The following is a 15,905-nucleotide window of genomic DNA, read 5'->3' as shown; positions in this document are numbered from 1 at the left end:
CCTTCCCTGCGCCGCTAGCGGCCTGTCACGCGTATTTTATTTTTCAAGCTTCAGGTTCTTGAGCACGGCGAAAGGCGACGGCTTCTTGTTGTCTGTCGCGTCCCCTTCGATATGTCCACCGAACTCGACATCCGGCTTGCGCGGATAGGGGTCGAGCGCCATTGCCGCCATTTCCGCGACGAGGGCGCCCACATCGATCTCGTCGCCGGTAAACAATTCCGGCAGGTCCGGCCCATCGGCATCGACTACGATTTCACCCGCGTCATTTGCCGGCATGCGTGCAAGCGCCGAACCCTCGGGCACGAAGATCTCCTCGATCTCCTCGTCGATCACCTCCGGCACCGGATCGAGCGTCACCACGCAGGCCTGCGTCACCTCGGCATGAACAGTGCCCATGACCTTGACGCCATCCTTCTTCCAGCGCCGGATCCTGAGCTCGGCGGTTAGCGCCTCGACACCCAGGATGTCCCAGAGCTTGGCGAGTGCCTTGCGCTCGCGCTCGTCGGCCCTGATCCGCAGTTCGATCGGATTGTGCGACACATTGCCGACCTTGATCCGGTAGCTGAAGGGTACGCCCTCCGTCATGCTTCCTCCTTCACCGGGGCATAGAGGCTTGCCTCGCCATTCGCCAGAACGGATTCGGGAACGATTTTCAGTTCGTTCTCCGCCTTCATCATATAGTCAGCCAGCATCCGCATAGAAAGCGCTTCATCGGCATTTTCCGGATGAATATTGCGGCGAAGAGCCGCTTCCAGCGCATCCATATCGTTGGCTTCGAGCGCCCGGGCGTAAGAGTCGAGACGGCCGTAGAACATGCCGGCGAGCTTCTTCATCCGCTTCGGCACGCCGTTGTCGCCGATGCCCAACTCACGCATCGAATGGTCTAGATCCTCGAAGAAGGCCTCGACGACCTCCTGGGCGATCGCCTTGACCTGGTCGCCCGCCGTCGCCGTGCGCCGGAAATAGAGAATCAGGGTGATGGACAGCATTTCGAAGCGGCCCATGACCGTGTCGGGCACATTCATGCTCTCGAAAAACGCCGGATTGCGGGCCGCGCGCGTCAGTGCATCATACTGCCGAACCATCAGCGCATGGTTCACCTTATTTTTCCGAAACAGTCCAAATATCATCAATTCGCCCTGATTTGAGGCTCTGAAATCCGTAGCAATCGTGGCTCGGCTTGTTGCATCCCAAGGGAAGCTGGTTTACCGAAGCAGGCACGAATTGCAATGGCGCAGGCTTGTTCGGGGAAAACTGCGTCGCTTCGATGGCAATTATCAAGGAAATGGCGGCTTCCCACCCGCCGGACGGACAGTTCGGGAGAATGCATTGAGAATTGATGTCAGGCATAACCGTATGTTGAAGGCGAGCGGCATCGTGACGGCCGTTCTTGCCGCGACGGTTTCGCTCTCCTCCTGCACGACCGGCGACGTCATCCAGAACGGCTATGTGGTCGACGAACAGACGCTGGCCCTCGCGCCGGTGGGCTCCAGCCGCGAGCAGGTGATGCTGTCGCTCGGCACACCGTCGGCGACCGCGACCTTCGACACAGAAGTGTTCTATTACATTTCCCAGAAGCGCACCCGCGCCGTGAAGTTCATGAAGCCTTCGCTGCAAGAGCAAAGCATCCTGGCCGTCTATTTCAACAAGGACGGCGAAGTCGATCGCCTAGCCAACTACAAGCTCGCGGACGGCCGCGTCGTCGACATGCTGTCGAAGACCACGCCGACCGGCGGCGGCGAACTCACCTTCCTGATGCGTCTGCTCAAGGGTGGCGTCAACCCGACGCAGGCCGCTCAGACTGTTCTCGGTACCAGACGCTACTAAGACGCTGGCGCGGAACACGCGTCAGCCCTCGTCTCAAAAATACGATCACACAAAACAAATGGCGCCGGATTGCTCCGGCGCCATCTTCATTCGAAGCATCCGCTTATCCGGCCAGGACGGCCAGGAGCAGCAGAGCCACGATATTGGTGATCTTGATGGCAGGATTGACCGCCGGACCAGCCGTATCCTTATAGGGATCGCCGACGGTATCGCCGGTTACCGAGGCCTTATGGGCATCGGAGCCCTTGAGGTGCTTGACGCCGTCCTTGTCGACGAAGCCGTCCTCGAAGCTCTTTTTCGCATTGTCCCAGGCGCCGCCGCCCGAGGTCATGGAGATCGCGACGAAGAGGCCGTTGACGATGACGCCGAGCAGCGAGGCGCCGAGCGCAGCAAAGGCCGAGGCCTTGGAGCCGGAGATCAGCAGCACGCCGAAATACACGACCAGCGGCGCCAGCACCGGCAACAGGGACGGAACGATCATTTCCCTGATCGCCGCCTTGGTCAGCAGGTCGACGGCGCGGCCATAGTCAGGCTTTTCGGTCCCGGCCATGATGCCGGGCCGCTCCTTGAACTGGCGGCGCACTTCCTCGACGATTGAACCCGCCGCACGTCCAACGGCCGTCATCGCGATACCGCCGAAGAGGTAGGGGATGAGACCGCCGAAGATCAAGCCGGCCACGACATAGGGGTTGGACAGATCGAAGGAGATCGTGCCGACATCGGCGAAATACGGATACTGCGCGCCATTCGCCGCGAAGTAACGCAGGTCGTTCGCGTAGGCCGCGAAGAGCACCAGCGCACCGAGACCGGCAGAGCCGATCGCATAGCCCTTGGTGACCGCTTTGGTCGTATTGCCGACGGCGTCCAGCGCGTCGGTGACCTTGCGGACTTCGGGGTCGAGATGGCTCATTTCGGCAATGCCGCCGGCATTGTCGGTGACAGGTCCAAAAGCATCCAATGCCACGATCATGCCGGCAATGCCGAGCATGGAGGTGACCGCGATGCCGGTGCCGAAGAGGCCGCCGAGCTGGTAGGTGGCGATGATGCCAGCGACGATGACGATCGCGGGAAGCGCGGTTGACTCAAGCGAAACCGCAAGACCCTGGATGACGTTCGTGCCGTGTCCTGTTACGGAAGCCTGGGCGATCGAATTGACCGGCCGCTTGTTGGTGCCGGTATAGTATTCGGTGATCACGACGATGAGTGCCGTGACCACGAGGCCGATCAGGCCGCAGAAGAAGAGATTGGCCCCGTTGACCATCTCGCCGCCTTCCTTGCCGAAAGTTCCCCAGCCCACGGTCAGATGCGTCGCACCGGCGAGCGCAATGATCGACAGCAGGCCTGTCACGATCAGGCCCTTGTAGAGGGCGTTCATGATGTTGTTGTCGGAGCCGAGCTTGACGAAGAACGTGCCGATGATCGAGGTGATGATCGAGCCGCCGCAGATCGCGAGCGGATAGATCATGGCGCTTTCCAGCGACGGTGTGCCGGCGAAGAAGATCGCCGCCAGAACCATCGTGGCCACCACGGTCACTGCGTAGGTTTCGAACAGGTCGGCGGCCATGCCGGCGCAATCGCCGACATTGTCACCGACATTGTCGGCGATCGTCGCGGGGTTGCGTGGATCGTCTTCCGGGATACCGGCTTCGACCTTGCCGACGAGGTCGCCGCCTACGTCGGCACCCTTGGTAAAGATGCCGCCGCCGAGACGAGCGAAGATGGAAATGAGTGAAGCACCGAAGCCGAGCGACACCAGCGCATCGATCACATCGCGGCTACCACGCTCATGGCCAATGACATCGGTAAGGATCCAGTAATAGACTGCAACGCCGAGGAGTGCGAGGCCAGCGACCAGCATGCCGGTGATGGCGCCGGACTTGAAGGCGATGTCGAGGCCAGCCGCGAGGCTCTTGGACGAGGCCTGTGCGGTGCGCACATTGGCGCGAACCGAGACATGCATGCCGATGAAACCTGCAGCACCGGAGAGAATAGCGCCGATGAGGAAGCCAATGCCGGCTTCCACCGACAGGAGAGCCAAAGCGAGAATGAATACGACGACACCGACGATGCCGATGGTGCGATACTGACGCGTCAGGTAGGCTTGGGCGCCCTCTCGAATATATCCTGCAATTTCCTGCATTCGGGCATTGCCTTGGTCGGCCGCCAAGACCGACTGGGTCGCCCAGATCGCATAGGCTACGGATAGAAGGCCGCAGACTATGACGGCGAACATAATGCTCATTCCATCATTCCTCCAAAATCGGCAGAACGAATCCCGCCTCGAATATCGCCGCCGCCCACATACTCCCCCGCAGGCACGCGGAACCGGCGCGAGATTGCTTGCTGCAAAATGCCGCGTCAAGTCTCCGGAACCCCATTAATTCAATCGGGGCCGCGGAATTCAGTTGTTTCTTTTAAAATGTTTAGATCGACGGCTCAGGCCGTCTTTCCTCGGCGCGAGAGGAAGAACAGGAGCACCATTCCGGTGATGGCAAGCGGCCAAACAGGGAGAATCATTGCCGCCCAGCCGAAGGCGCTGAACACCGCACCCGACGCGAAGGAAGACAGCGCCACGCAGGAAAACAGGATGATGTCGTTGAAGCCCTGGACCTTGTCGGCCTCGCTCGGCCGATAGCTTGCCGCCACGATCGCCGTCGAGCCGATGAAGCCGAAGTTCCAGCCGATACCGAGCAGGATGAGCGAACCCCAGAAGTTCCAGAGTTCGATGCCGGCATGCGCCACTGCCGCACAAACCATCAGGATGCCGAGGCCCACTGCGACCACCTTCTCGGCGCCGAAACGGTTGATCAGTCTGCCCGTGAAGAAGCTGGGGCCGAACATACCAAGCACGTGGAACTGGATGCCAAGATAAGAGAGATCGCTGGAGAAGCCGCATTCATAGACCATGGCAAGCGGCGCGCCTGTCATCATGAATGTCATCAGGCAATATGTTGAGATGCCGCAGAACATGCCCGTCATGAAACGCTGTGTGACGACAATCTGGGACAGCGGCCGCGCCGGCTCGACACCCGTGGCCGCGTGATCCGTCAGTCCTGGCAAATTCATGAAGAGCATGACTGCGGCAGCGGCGAGCCCGAGCGGCAGGAACATCAGGAATGCGCCGGCATAGAGCACGGTCGGGAACAGCTTTTCCGTATAGATGGCGAGTTGCGGACCGACGATCGCCGAGATGATGCCGCCCGCGAGAATCCAGGAAATCGCAGTCGCCTTGTAGGACGACGGCGACGCGTCGGCCGCCGCGAACCTGATCTTCTGGGTGAAACCGGCCGAGAAGCCGCAGACCAGGAAGCCTGATATCATCAGCCAGAAGTTTTGCTGAAAGAGCGCGATGGTCACGACCAGTCCGCTCATCGCCATGATTGAGGATCCGACGATAAAGCCCAGCTTGCGTCCCAGAAACCGCGCTGCGATGGCAACGCCGACCGCGCCAAGCGCCGTGCCGACATTGAAGCCCGTGAGCGGCGCGGTCGCGAGGCTCTTGTCGTCTCCGAGCATCTGATAGGCGGCGAGGCCACCCGCGGCGAAAGCGATTGGTGGCGCGCTGCCGAGAATGGCCTGGGCGATGGTCAGCAGGGCAACATTGCGCTTGGCCGAAGCGAGATCGATCCCGACATCCGAATCCGCTGCGACTGCCATGCTGAACCTGCCCTGCCCTACTTGCTGGAGCCGCGGATCTTGCGGGCCACCGAGTCGAGGACCGCATTGACGAGCTTCGGCTCTTCTTCATTGAAGAAGGCGTTAGCGATCTCGACATATTCAGTGATGATGACGGGCGCCGGCACATCCTTGCGCTCGCGCAGCTCGAACACGCCGGCGCGAAGGATCGCGCGAAGCGTCGCGTCGAGCCGCGAGAGCGGCCAGCCTTCTACGAGCGAATCCGCGATGACCGGATCAAGCAAGCGCTGGTCCTTGACGACGCCGGCGACGATCGAGCGGAACCAGGAAGCGTCGGCCTTGAGATACTGTTCGCCGTCGATCTCCTGACCCAGGCGGAAGTTCTCGTATTCCGAGACGATTTCCAGGACGCCGGTGCCCGACAGGTCCATCTGGTAGAGCGCCTGCACGGCAGCAAGGCGCGCTGCGCCACGCTGATTGGCGCGCTTGACCTCGTCAGATGTCGTTTCGTCGCTCATCTTATGCGCCGAACTTCTTCTTGAGCGCGATCATGGTGAGCGCTGCCTTGGCGGCAAAGCCGCCCTTGTCGAGTTCCTTGAGCTTGGCGCGACGCCAGCCCTGCGCATCGTTCTCGACGGTCAGAATGCCGTTGCCGATGGCAAGGGACTCGCTGACGGCAAGGTCCATCAGCGCCCGCGAGGACTCGTTGGAGACGATGTCGAAGTGATATGTCTCACCGCGGATGACCATGCCGAGCGCTACGAAGCCGTCATATTTGGTGCCGCCATTGTCCGCACCGTCGAGCGCCATGGCGATCGCAGCGGGAATTTCGAGCGCGCCGGGGACGGTCACCACATCGAAGGTCGCATCGGCCGCCTTGAGCGCTTCGGTCGCGCCTTCAAGCAAAGCGTCGGCCATGTCGTCATAGAACCGCGCTTCAACGATCAGAATATGCGGTGCATGTTTTTTCTTCGACATATCAATCCTCGGGGGAAATTCGGGCAGCTTTGCTGCTATTTGAGCGCGTCAAACCACGGACCGGCGGCATTGGCAAGTCAATTCTCCAAATGCCACACCTCAACAATAATGAACGGTGCGCCACGGCGTGCGCTTTCCAAATCAATATGATTGCCCTAGTGTGAATCGAGATCAACAGTCGCCTGCCGGAGTATCCCATGAACCGCTCACTTCCTCTCCTCCTTGCATTTGCGGGAGCGCTCGTTGCGGGCAACGCATTCGCGCAAGCGACAACCGGCGATCCGCTCGGCATCAATGTGCTGGACGAGCCGACGATCACCAGCCAGCGCGCTGCGATCGGCAATTCGACTTCCAGCACCATTCCGCGTAACCAGAGCAATCCCTGGGACAACGGTACGCTCGACGATCTGAATCTCGACGGCCAAATCGACCAGTAAGCTTCAACGGTATTTGTTTCGGGCGCGGTTGCCATCGGCAGCCGCGCTTTTTCGTGGCCGGATGTGTCCACCTGCCGCATTTGAATTTGGGCAAACCCGCGGCAAGCAATATTACAAATTATTAATTTATTTCAGACTCTTACGGACATTGAAGCGTGGGCGACCGCTTCCCAGATCATTGATGTAAGCGCGACGGTGGACCGGATGAATGATCCTCGCCGCAAGTAATGGCCTTTGAACTCACGAAAGGAGAGTTGCCATGAACCGCTTCGTCACTTCGAGCATCGCAATAGGGCTCGCAGCCATCACCATCGCCGGCACCGTTCTCAGCGGGCCGGTGCTGGCCCGCTCCCTCGGCCACGAGGGTTATTTCAAAGAGCATCCCGACACGGAAGCGACCGACACTATTTCCGGCCCTGCGACCGGTAGCGGCGGCTATCGCACCTGGCACATCGCCGGAATAGCCTCTGACGCGGCTGCGATCGACCGGCAAATTCGCCACCTGCCCGCCGGCCGCTTCAACGTGGTGGGGCTGGCCGCCACGGCGTGCGACAGCCAATCGAGCAGCTTCATGCTGCGCAAGAACGAGCCCGGCTATCTCGCGGGCCTTCAACGGGCGATCGAGAGCAACCATCCTCTTGTCGCACGGCTTGAAGCCCGCAATGTCGAGATCCGCAACGTGGTCGGCGCCGAACCTGGTGGCAACGGATCGATGACCTTCTACGTGCAGTGATCTTCAGTTAATTGAGAGAGGCGCGCGGCGATCAACCGCGCGCAGAACTGCCCCAGGCTATTGCCCTGCGCTTTCCTCGCGGAACCGCGCCACCCAGCGCGCACTCTCTTCGTCGGCTAGCCTGGCCGTCGCCGGCGTACTGTGGTCGGCGAGCGATGCATCCCGGCCAAGCGCGGTCAAGACCTTCCGCAGGTTCGATCGTGGATCTCGGGAAAGGTCCTCATATTTGAGTTGTAGCGGTGCGATCGCGTGCGCGGCAAACCACTCATGCCAGCCGCGATCCTGCGCCGAGAGCTCGGCGACTGTGGCTCCGATCTTGTCGGCGTCATAGTCGGCATCCTGATGGGGCGCTGTGCGCTCCATCTCCGAGCCGTCGGCGGCGCGATGCCACAGGCCGGTGCGCGACGCTTTGTAGAGGGACACAGCCTGAGCCACCTTGTCCTCACGAGAGAGATAGATGTAGAGCGGCCGACCGAATGCGCGCTCAAGACGCTGCGGGGCATTGTCGAGCCCCGGAAACAGCGGATCGAGGCGCGCCGAGAGATCTTCGACCGTGTCGAACATGAGCCTGAGGCCGAATATATTGGATCCACCCCTTCTTCCGTCGGTCAATACCGCGTCGAGGTAGCGTCGATTGAAATCCAGCCCGTCGACATCGCCATCATTGGAAACACCGAGATCACGGGCGAAATCAAGGAGCCACGGTCGGCCGAAATAGGAATCTGGACGGCCGCAGCGGGCGTTTGCGAGCATACCGCACAGCAAGGTGCTGCCGCTCCTCGGCGTGCCACAGATGATGTAGGACTGAAATGACATCACCGCACTCCTGGGGCACGAGATCTTTGCGACGGGACGCGGCCCGGCCGATCTTCGAAAAACCTAGTCGAATTCCATGAGCCGCGCCGCATAGCGCGCCATCGTATCGGCCTCGAAATTCACGAAGTCGCCCGCCTTGCGGTCGCCCCAAGTCGTGACCTCGAGCGTATGGCGGATCAGCAATACGTCGAACAGGTCGCCATCGACCTTGTTGACGGTCAGCGAGGTGCCGTCCAGCGCTACCGAACCCTTTTGCGCCACGAACTTGGCGTGTCCTGCCGGCGCGCGCAGCGTGTAGCGCACAGCGTCACCCTCTTCCTCGACCTTGACGATCTCCGCCATGCCATCGACGTGCCCTGAAACGATATGGCCGCCGAGTTCATCGCCGATCTTCAGCGAGCGCTCGAGGTTGACGCGCGCCCCTTCCTGCCAGCCGCCGATCGTGGTGAGGCGGAGCGCCTCTTCCCAGGCCTCGACTTCATGCCAGCGCTCGTTCGAACCCTGCTGCGGCAACGCGGTCACCGTCAGGCAGACGCCGGCATGGGAGATGGAAGCACCGATGGCGATGCTCGCCGGATCGTCATTGGTCGCGACACGAAGCCGGACGCCCTCATTGAGCGGGATGATCTTCTCGACGGTGCCGATGTCGGTGACGATGCCAGTGAACATGTCTCAAGCCTTTATATATTCGAGTAGCTGGTCGGCGCCGAAGCGGACGCTCGACCGAAGCCTAAATCCTGACGGGATCGCGCCTGATGCCAATGGCGAAACGATGCCCCCTTCTCCAACCACGACGTCGGAGGTGAAGAGCATAATCCGGTCGACAAGCCCCTGCGCGAGAAACGCCGTCGCCGCGCGTCGTCCACCCTCGACCACGAGAGAGGAAACGCCACGCGCAGCCAGCGCTTCGAGAAGTATCTGGTAATCCGGGCCATCGAGATCAAGCATCTCGGCGCCGGCCGCCTCGACTGCTGCACGGCGCTCGGGATCGGCAGTGGGCGGAGCGGCGATCAGCAACGGGTGACCCTCGGCGATGCCGCGAACGAGTTTGGAGGACAGTGGTGTTTCCAAACGCCGGTCGAGCACGATGCGCACCGGCGAACGGTTTTCAAGGCCCGGCAGCCGGCAGGTGAGTTCCGGATCGTCGGCCAGCACCGTGCCGACGCCGACCAGGATCGCATCACTCTCGGCGCGCAGGATGTGCGACTGCGCGCGCGCCCCGCGCCCGGTGATCGCCACCTGCCCCTCGCCGCGCCGGCCGATCATGCCGTCTGCGGAAACCGCAAGCTTCAGAGTCACTTGCGGCTGTTTCCTGCGCTGCCGATTCATATAGGCTTCAAGTGCCATCTCAGCTTCGGCTTCGAGCACGCCGGATGTAACCGCGATGCCGGCATCGGCCAGCATGCGCAGTCCCCTGCCCGAAACTCGCGGGTCTGGATCCGTCGCCGCAACGACAACACGGCCGACGCCATAGGCAATGAGCGCCTCGGCACAGGGCGGCGTCCTGCCGTGATGCGAGCAGGGCTCGAGAGTGATGTAGGCTGTGGCGCCACGCGCAGCCTCTCCGGCCTCGGCCAATGCCTGCGTCTCGGCATGCGGCCGCCCGTTCCGTGCGGTAACGCCGCGGCCGATGATCACGCCGTCCTTGATGATGAGGCAGCCGACGGAAGGGTTGTCGCCCGTGGCACCGAGATGCCAGCGCGACAGGCGTATGGCGGTCGCCATGAAACGCTCGTCATCATGCCGCCGGTCAGTCATGAGCTCAGCGCTCGCCGCCCGGATCGCGCGCGATCTTTGCAGAGATCTGCCGGATCGCCTGGGAGAAATCCTCGATATGGGTGAAGTCGCGATAGACCGAGGCATAGCGAACGAAGGCGACATCATCGAGCGTCTTCAACGCCTCCAGCACCTGCGTTCCGATTTCCTCGGAGCTGATTTCCGTCTCGCCCGAGCTTTCCAGCCGACGGATGATGCCGGAAACCGCACGGTCGATGCGGTCGTGATCGACGGGCCGCTTGCGCAGCGCGATGTCGAAGCTGCGCACCAGCTTCTCGCGGTTGAAAGGCACCTTGCGGCCGGATTTCTTGAGCACGGTCAGCTCGCGGAGCTGCACGCGCTCGAATGTCGTGAACCGGCCGCCGCAATCCGGGCAGATGCGCCGGCGCCGGATCGCCGCGCCGTCCTCGGCGGGACGGGAATCCTTGACCTGCGTATCTTCGGAATTGCAGAACGGGCAGCGCATGGGAACCTTGGAAACGATTTGCAGTAGCCCAAAGCCTTTAGCCTCCGGAGCCTCTCGCTACAAGGGGCGCAAGCGCTGGAACGGTGATGTGACCCTATGCGGCATGTGAGGGTGCTTGACTTGCGCCCGCCTTTGGGAAGTATGCCAGCCGAAACGGCGACCGACTCTGGAGCTTGTCCTTGGCCGCGAAAACGATCGAGATTATCTACTTCGATGCTGGCGGCGGCCATCGCAATGCCATGCATGCTCTCTCCCGGCTGATCGCCACCCAACATCCCAACTGGAATGTCGTTCCCGTCGATCTGCAGCAGCTTCTCGAACCGATCGACCCCATCAACCGGCTGACCCGGCGGCTGACCGGCTCGCTGAAGCGGCTGCTGGTTCCCGTCGCGCCGAATATCCAGATGGCGACCTGGCAGGCACAGGATATCTACAACACGGCGCTGAAGCGCGGCACGACGCGCGGGCTCGGCGCGATCCTGCCGATTCTCCAGGGTTTCGTCCGCCGCTATGCGCAGGAGATCGAGGAGATCCTCGTCGATCGCTGGCGCGACCCGAGAACCGCGCGGCCCGATCTCGTACTGTCGGTCATCCCGAATTTCAATCGCGTAATGTTCTGCGCGCTCCGCGCCTTTGCCGCCGACATTCCCTATGCGACCGTCATCACCGACATGTTCGATTACCCGCCGCATTTCTGGATGGAAGACCAGGACCAGTTCATCATCTGCGGCACGCCGAAGGCCGCCAAGCAGGCGCGCGCAACGGGCTACTATGCCGAGAACAAGATCTTTCAGGTGTCGGGCATGATCCTGAAAGAGTCCTTTTACCAGCCGCCCGGCGCGGATGGCCCGACTCTCACCAGCCTCGGCCTGACCGAGGGTAAGCCGACCGCCCTCATCATGTTCGGCGGCAATGGCTCGTTCCGTGCCACGCACACCATTCTCGGCCAGTTCGAAAAAGCGCGGCTCGACATCCAGACGATCGTCATGTGCGGTAACAATAAGAACCTTCTGGAAAGCCTCAAGGGCCGGCGCGGCTGCCACGCCGTCGGCTTCGTCAATAATGTCGCCGACTATATGCGGATCGCCGATTTCTTCATCGGCAAGCCCGGCCCCGGAAGCCTGAGCGAAGCCGTACATATGGGCTGCCCCGTCATCATCGAGCGCAATGCGAGCACGCTGCCGCAAGAGCGCGCCAATGTCGAATGGGTGCGCGACAACGGCGTCGGCATCGTGGTCAGGAGCTTCCGCAAGGATGTCGCCACCGCCGGCGAGCGCATGTTGCGCGATCTTGATCGCTACAAGGCGAATATTGCCGCCAATATTCCGGAGAATCGCGCGGTGTACGAGATTGTCGATGTGCTGGGCCGCATCGTCAATGAGCGCGCCGGTCGGCACGCCGGTCCCGCGCTGGTCGCTTCGTAAGAGCGCTGGGAACACATTCAAAACAAATGCGCGGCCCCGTTTCCGGAGCCGCGCAATCTTAGATCAGGTGAATAAAGCTCACATATAGCCGTACATCGGGAAGCGGTCAGTCAGCGACATGACCTTGCCGCGCACATTCGCTTCCACTGCAGCATTGCCTTCATCGGAATTGGCCTCGCGCAACCCGTCGAGCACCTCGACGATCAGTTCGCCGATCTCGGTGAACTCGGCTTCCTTGAAGCCGCGTGTCGTGCCGGCCGGGGTGCCGAGGCGGACGCCCGAGGTGACGAAGGGCTTTTCCGGGTCGAAGGGGATCCCGTTCTTGTTGCAGGTGATGAAAGCGCGGCCGAGCGCGGTTTCGGCGCGCTTGCCGGTGGCGTTCTTCTTGCGCAGGTCGACCAGCATCAGGTGGTTGTCGGTGCCGCCGGAGACGACGTCAAGGCCGTTCTTCTTGAGCGACTCGGCAAGCGCCTTGGCGTTCTTGACGACCTGGGCCGCGTAGTCTTTGAACTCGGGCTGCAGCGCTTCGCCGAAGGCGACCGCCTTGGCGGCGATGACATGCATCAGCGGGCCGCCCTGGAGGCCGGGGAACACAGCCGAATTGAACTTCTTCGCCAGATCCTCGTCATTGGTGAGGATCATGCCGCCACGCGGGCCGCGCAGCGATTTGTGCGTCGTGGTGGTCGCGACATGACAATGCGGGAACGGTGACGGATGCTGGCCACCCGCGACGAGGCCGGCGATGTGGGCCATGTCGACCATGAGATAGGCCCCGACGGAGTCGGCGATATCGCGGAAGGCCTTCCAGTCCCAGATGCGGGAATAGGCGGTACCGCCGGCGATGATCAGCTTCGGCTTGTGCTGCTCGGCCTTCTTGCGGACGTCTTCCATATCGAGGAGATGGTCTTCCTCGCGTACGCCGTAGGAGATGACGTTGAACCACTTGCCGGACATATTGACCGGCGAGCCGTGGGTCAGGTGACCGCCCGAATTGAGGTCGAGGCCCATGAACGTATCGCCGGGCTGGAGCAGCGCCAGGAACACGGCCTGGTTCATCTGCGAACCGGAATTCGGCTGGACATTGGCGAAGTTGACGCCGAACAGCTGCTTGGCACGGTCGATCGCGAGTTGCTCGGCGATGTCGACGTACTGGCAGCCGCCATAGTAGCGCTTGCCCGGATAACCCTCGGCATATTTGTTGGTCATGATCGAACCCTGCGCCTCGAGCACGGCGCGGGAGACGATGTTTTCCGAGGCGATCAGCTCGATCTCGTGACGCTGACGACCGAGCTCCTTGGAGATCGCGCCGAAAATGTCGGCATCGGTGTCGGCAAGCGTACGGGTGAAAAAGGCGTCTCTGGCGCTCATGTCTGGCTCTCGCTCCGGGGTGGTGACCTCTGACGCTCTGGCTCTTAGCGGGAGAGCGACGCCGGGGCAAGACGGATTGCGCCGGGCGATGTGACACTTGCGCCGTGGCGCAAAAACAAACCCGCCGGCGCGCGGTTTCGGCACGCCGGCGGGTCGTACGTATGGCCTGTCAGAGTTCGAGAACGAAGTCGTTGAGTTCCATCGTCTGGATGTCGGAATTCTCGAACTGCGCGACATAGACCCGGCCTCCGTCTTCGCTGCCGTTGGCATCGAACCACAGCTTGCCGTCGTCACCTTCGAAGATGAATTGGGCATGCGTGCCTTGCGCTGTTGCGGTGTCTGAGTTCCGGAGCTCATTGAGATCGAACGTATCGCCAAGACCGAAATCCGAGAGCGAGATAACGAACATATCGGCACCTTCCTCGAAATTGTATATCGTGTCGTAGCCGCTATCGTTCTTCAGCACGACCTCGGTGTCACCGTAGCCCATGCGCAGCGTGTCGAGACCGTCGTCGCCCTGGATACGGCCGCCATCGTCGTGGCTCATGAAATCGCCACCGCCGATGATCTCATCATTGCCTTCGCCGCCACGGGTGAAACCGCCGACGGTGCCCTGCAGGATGTCGCCATAGGCGCTGCCCGTCAGGTTTTCGACGCCGCTGAACTCATCGCCAGTCGCGCCATCGGCCGCGACGGCGGCGCTCATCTGCACGTTGACCTTCTCGGTCGAGGTGGAATAGTCGACGGTGTCGATACCCTTGCCGCCGCGGAATTCGTCGGCGCCTTCGCCACCGATCATGGTGTCATTGCCATTGCCGCCGATCAGGGTGTCGTCGCCTTCACCGCCGTCAAGGGAGTCGTTACCCTTGCCGCCGTTCAGCAAGTCATTGCCACCGAAGCCACGCAGGTCGTCCAAACCACCCTTACCGAGCAGGGTGTCGTCATTGTCCGTTCCGATCAGTTCGTTATTCTTACCGTTACCAGTCTTTACTACCACGATTTCATTCCTTCGATTTGTTTTGGCGGCTGGGAGGGTGTGTGCCGCACTTTGATCGGCCGGAAGATGTTGCAGTTTCGATCCTGGTGCTGTTCCCCGTGTGACTGAACGCTATGATCGCGAATGTTACGCCCGACCCCGCCTCCACTGAAATTTCTGTAAATATCTCTTCAGCCGCACTCCTTCCGGGGTCTCCGATTCCAGTCCGAAATATCTTCCTTCATGAACGCAAAAGGCCGGCACCTCCCGGTGCCGGCCTCGACGTCATTGTGAAACATTCATAGCTGAGTTTCAAAGTCAGCCAGATCCAGAGTGCCATTGACGACGGTGGAGTTGACCAGATCGGCGATGAGGGTCAGGCCACCCGAAGCAGTGCCGTTGGAGTCAAGATAAAGTCGGCTGTCATCGCCATCATAGATGAGCTGCGCATTGGAACCGACCGCGGTGACCGAGTTGGAATTGGTAAGCTCCCAGGAGTCGAAGCTTCCACCAAGGCCAAAGTTCGACAGGTCGAAGAAGAAATTGTCCTGGTTTTCAACGAAGCGGTCGATCACATCGTAGCCCAGACCATTCTGGATCATTGCGGTGGTCGCGCCGTAATCCATTCTGAGCGTGTCGAACCCGTTGTCGCCGCGGATTCGTCCGCCTTCGTTGGCCGAGTTGATGGCGCCGCTGCCAAAGAGGGTGTCATTGCCGGAGCCGCCATAGGCCGTGCCGCCGCCACTGTTCTGCAGCCGATCATTATAGGCGCTGCCGTACACAATTTCCACGCTCGAGAAAGTGTCGCCAACCGCGCCGCCACCGACCTGGTTGCTGGCGAGAAAGACTGTCACCGCCGATGTCGAGGTAGAATAGTCGGCGACGTCGTAGCCCGCGCCGCCGATGAACCTATCAGCGCCAAGGCCGCCATCCATGATGTCGTTGCCGTCGCCGCCCTCAAGCGTGTCGTTGCCTGTGCCACCATTAAGATAGTCGTTGCCGAGGCCGCCGTTCAGATAGTCATTGCCGCCATTGCCGAACAGTCGATCGTCTCCGCCGAAGCCGAACATGCTGTCTGCAAGATTGCCGCCGGAGGCGACGTCGTTGCTGCTAGTGCCTATGTAAGCCATTGTTTCGTTCCTTTGTCGTGGGAGGAGCGGCAGCCTGATGTGGGAGCCTACTGCCGCGGTTCATGGACAAAGGTTGGGGCAATTCGGTCGTTCGTATTGTTCCCACGGGAACAGAGACCAACAATGGCACTCGCGGTAGACTTCTGAATATCGGCCACACGGATCGTACTGATTTGCGGTCGCTTCGACATTCCAACCCCTTCGGCTGCCGGGACCTGCTTGTGCGTCAACCCAATGTCGGCGACGTTGCGCCCAGTCCGCGTCCGTTCGGCATCCAGGCCCTTCTGAGGTCGGTTCCCGATGCGTTGATCCGGGTCAGCCGGGCAATTCGAACGACT

General features: G+C 61.2%; 17 protein-coding genes. 4 read left to right on the top strand and 13 right to left on the bottom strand.

The window, feature by feature from the left end:
* Window positions 1-36: 36 nt before the first annotated feature.
* Together AC2YI2_RS33665 and AC2YI2_RS33660 are read right to left on the bottom strand one after the other, a co-directional pair.
* Window positions 37-585 (bottom strand): YceD family protein, encoded by a 549-nt coding sequence (locus AC2YI2_RS33665; protein ID WP_487390893.1) that lies wholly within the window; start codon window positions 583-585, stop codon window positions 37-39.
* The gene (locus AC2YI2_RS33660) at window positions 582-1,130 is read right to left on the bottom strand and encodes a ubiquinol-cytochrome C chaperone family protein (protein ID WP_487390892.1); all 549 of its coding nucleotides are present in this window, start codon (window positions 1,128-1,130) and stop codon (window positions 582-584) included. The genes AC2YI2_RS33665 and AC2YI2_RS33660 overlap by 4 nt, the downstream gene beginning before the upstream one ends.
* 226 nt (window positions 1,131-1,356) lie before the next feature.
* On the opposite strand from AC2YI2_RS33660, the gene AC2YI2_RS33655 reads away from it, so the two are divergent.
* A complete protein-coding gene (locus AC2YI2_RS33655) occupies window positions 1,357-1,827 on the top strand; it encodes an outer membrane protein assembly factor BamE (RefSeq protein ID WP_487390907.1) in 471 nt (156 codons plus the stop codon).
* A 103-nt stretch (window positions 1,828-1,930) separates the two neighbouring features.
* Here AC2YI2_RS33655 and AC2YI2_RS33650 read toward each other — a convergent pair whose 3' ends face one another.
* The 4 genes from AC2YI2_RS33650 to ribH form a co-directional block, all read right to left on the bottom strand.
* Entirely contained in the window at window positions 1,931-4,069 is a 2,139-nt protein-coding gene (locus AC2YI2_RS33650) for a sodium-translocating pyrophosphatase (RefSeq protein WP_487390891.1), read from the bottom strand.
* Between the two features lie 194 nt (window positions 4,070-4,263).
* The gene (locus AC2YI2_RS33645; RefSeq protein WP_487390890.1) at window positions 4,264-5,484 is read right to left on the bottom strand and encodes an MFS transporter; all 1,221 of its coding nucleotides are present in this window, start codon (window positions 5,482-5,484) and stop codon (window positions 4,264-4,266) included.
* Between the two features lie 17 nt (window positions 5,485-5,501).
* Window positions 5,502-5,981 (bottom strand): transcription antitermination factor NusB, encoded by a 480-nt coding sequence (nusB, locus tag AC2YI2_RS33640; protein ID WP_487390889.1) that lies wholly within the window; start codon window positions 5,979-5,981, stop codon window positions 5,502-5,504.
* A gap of 1 nt (window position 5,982) precedes the next feature.
* Window positions 5,983-6,441, bottom strand: a complete 459-nt coding sequence (gene ribH / locus AC2YI2_RS33635; protein ID WP_487390888.1) for a 6,7-dimethyl-8-ribityllumazine synthase — start codon at window positions 6,439-6,441, stop codon at window positions 5,983-5,985.
* A gap of 197 nt (window positions 6,442-6,638) precedes the next feature.
* On the opposite strand from ribH, the gene AC2YI2_RS33630 reads away from it, so the two are divergent.
* Together AC2YI2_RS33630 and AC2YI2_RS33625 are read left to right on the top strand one after the other, a co-directional pair.
* Complete coding sequence (locus tag AC2YI2_RS33630) at window positions 6,639-6,878, top strand: hypothetical protein (RefSeq protein WP_487390887.1); 240 nt, start codon at window positions 6,639-6,641, stop codon at window positions 6,876-6,878.
* Between the two features lie 259 nt (window positions 6,879-7,137).
* Window positions 7,138-7,611 (top strand): hypothetical protein, encoded by a 474-nt coding sequence (locus AC2YI2_RS33625; protein ID WP_487390886.1) that lies wholly within the window; start codon window positions 7,138-7,140, stop codon window positions 7,609-7,611.
* Between the two features lie 57 nt (window positions 7,612-7,668).
* Here AC2YI2_RS33625 and AC2YI2_RS33620 read toward each other — a convergent pair whose 3' ends face one another.
* The 4 genes from AC2YI2_RS33620 to nrdR form a co-directional block, all read right to left on the bottom strand.
* Window positions 7,669-8,427, bottom strand: coding sequence for a Stf0 family sulfotransferase (locus AC2YI2_RS33620; protein ID WP_487390885.1), 759 nt, complete (start codon window positions 8,425-8,427; stop codon window positions 7,669-7,671).
* A 63-nt stretch (window positions 8,428-8,490) separates the two neighbouring features.
* A complete protein-coding gene (locus AC2YI2_RS33615) occupies window positions 8,491-9,096 on the bottom strand; it encodes a riboflavin synthase (RefSeq protein WP_487390884.1) in 606 nt (201 codons plus the stop codon).
* Between the two features lie 3 nt (window positions 9,097-9,099).
* Window positions 9,100-10,185 (bottom strand): bifunctional diaminohydroxyphosphoribosylaminopyrimidine deaminase/5-amino-6-(5-phosphoribosylamino)uracil reductase RibD, encoded by a 1,086-nt coding sequence (gene ribD, locus AC2YI2_RS33610; protein ID WP_487390883.1) that lies wholly within the window; start codon window positions 10,183-10,185, stop codon window positions 9,100-9,102.
* 4 nt (window positions 10,186-10,189) lie between these two features.
* Window positions 10,190-10,669 (bottom strand): transcriptional regulator NrdR, encoded by a 480-nt coding sequence (nrdR, locus tag AC2YI2_RS33605; RefSeq protein ID WP_487390882.1) that lies wholly within the window; start codon window positions 10,667-10,669, stop codon window positions 10,190-10,192.
* Window positions 10,670-10,848: 179 nt separating this feature from the next.
* Between nrdR and AC2YI2_RS33600 the strand changes: the two genes are divergently transcribed.
* Complete coding sequence (locus AC2YI2_RS33600) at window positions 10,849-12,093, top strand: glycosyltransferase (protein ID WP_487390881.1); 1,245 nt, start codon at window positions 10,849-10,851, stop codon at window positions 12,091-12,093.
* A 78-nt stretch (window positions 12,094-12,171) separates the two neighbouring features.
* On the opposite strand, the gene glyA is transcribed toward AC2YI2_RS33600, so the two are convergent.
* The 3 genes from glyA to AC2YI2_RS33585 form a co-directional block, all read right to left on the bottom strand.
* On the bottom strand, window positions 12,172-13,461 hold the full coding sequence (gene glyA / locus AC2YI2_RS33595) for a serine hydroxymethyltransferase (protein ID WP_487390880.1): 1,290 nt from the start codon (window positions 13,459-13,461) through the stop codon (window positions 12,172-12,174).
* Between the two features lie 169 nt (window positions 13,462-13,630).
* Window positions 13,631-14,458 carry a calcium-binding protein gene (locus AC2YI2_RS33590; RefSeq protein ID WP_487390879.1) on the bottom strand — a complete coding sequence of 276 codons (828 nt, stop codon included), beginning with the start codon at window positions 14,456-14,458 and terminating at the stop codon, window positions 13,631-13,633.
* Window positions 14,459-14,736: 278 nt separating this feature from the next.
* Window positions 14,737-15,567, bottom strand: a complete 831-nt coding sequence (locus AC2YI2_RS33585) for a calcium-binding protein (RefSeq protein ID WP_487390878.1) — start codon at window positions 15,565-15,567, stop codon at window positions 14,737-14,739.
* Between the last annotated feature and the right edge of the window lie 338 nt (window positions 15,568-15,905).

Source organism: Rhizobium sp. SRI_017 (assembly GCF_057586295.1).
Note: the sequence above shows the minus strand (reverse complement) of the source record. Positions and strands in the feature narration are given on the sequence as shown.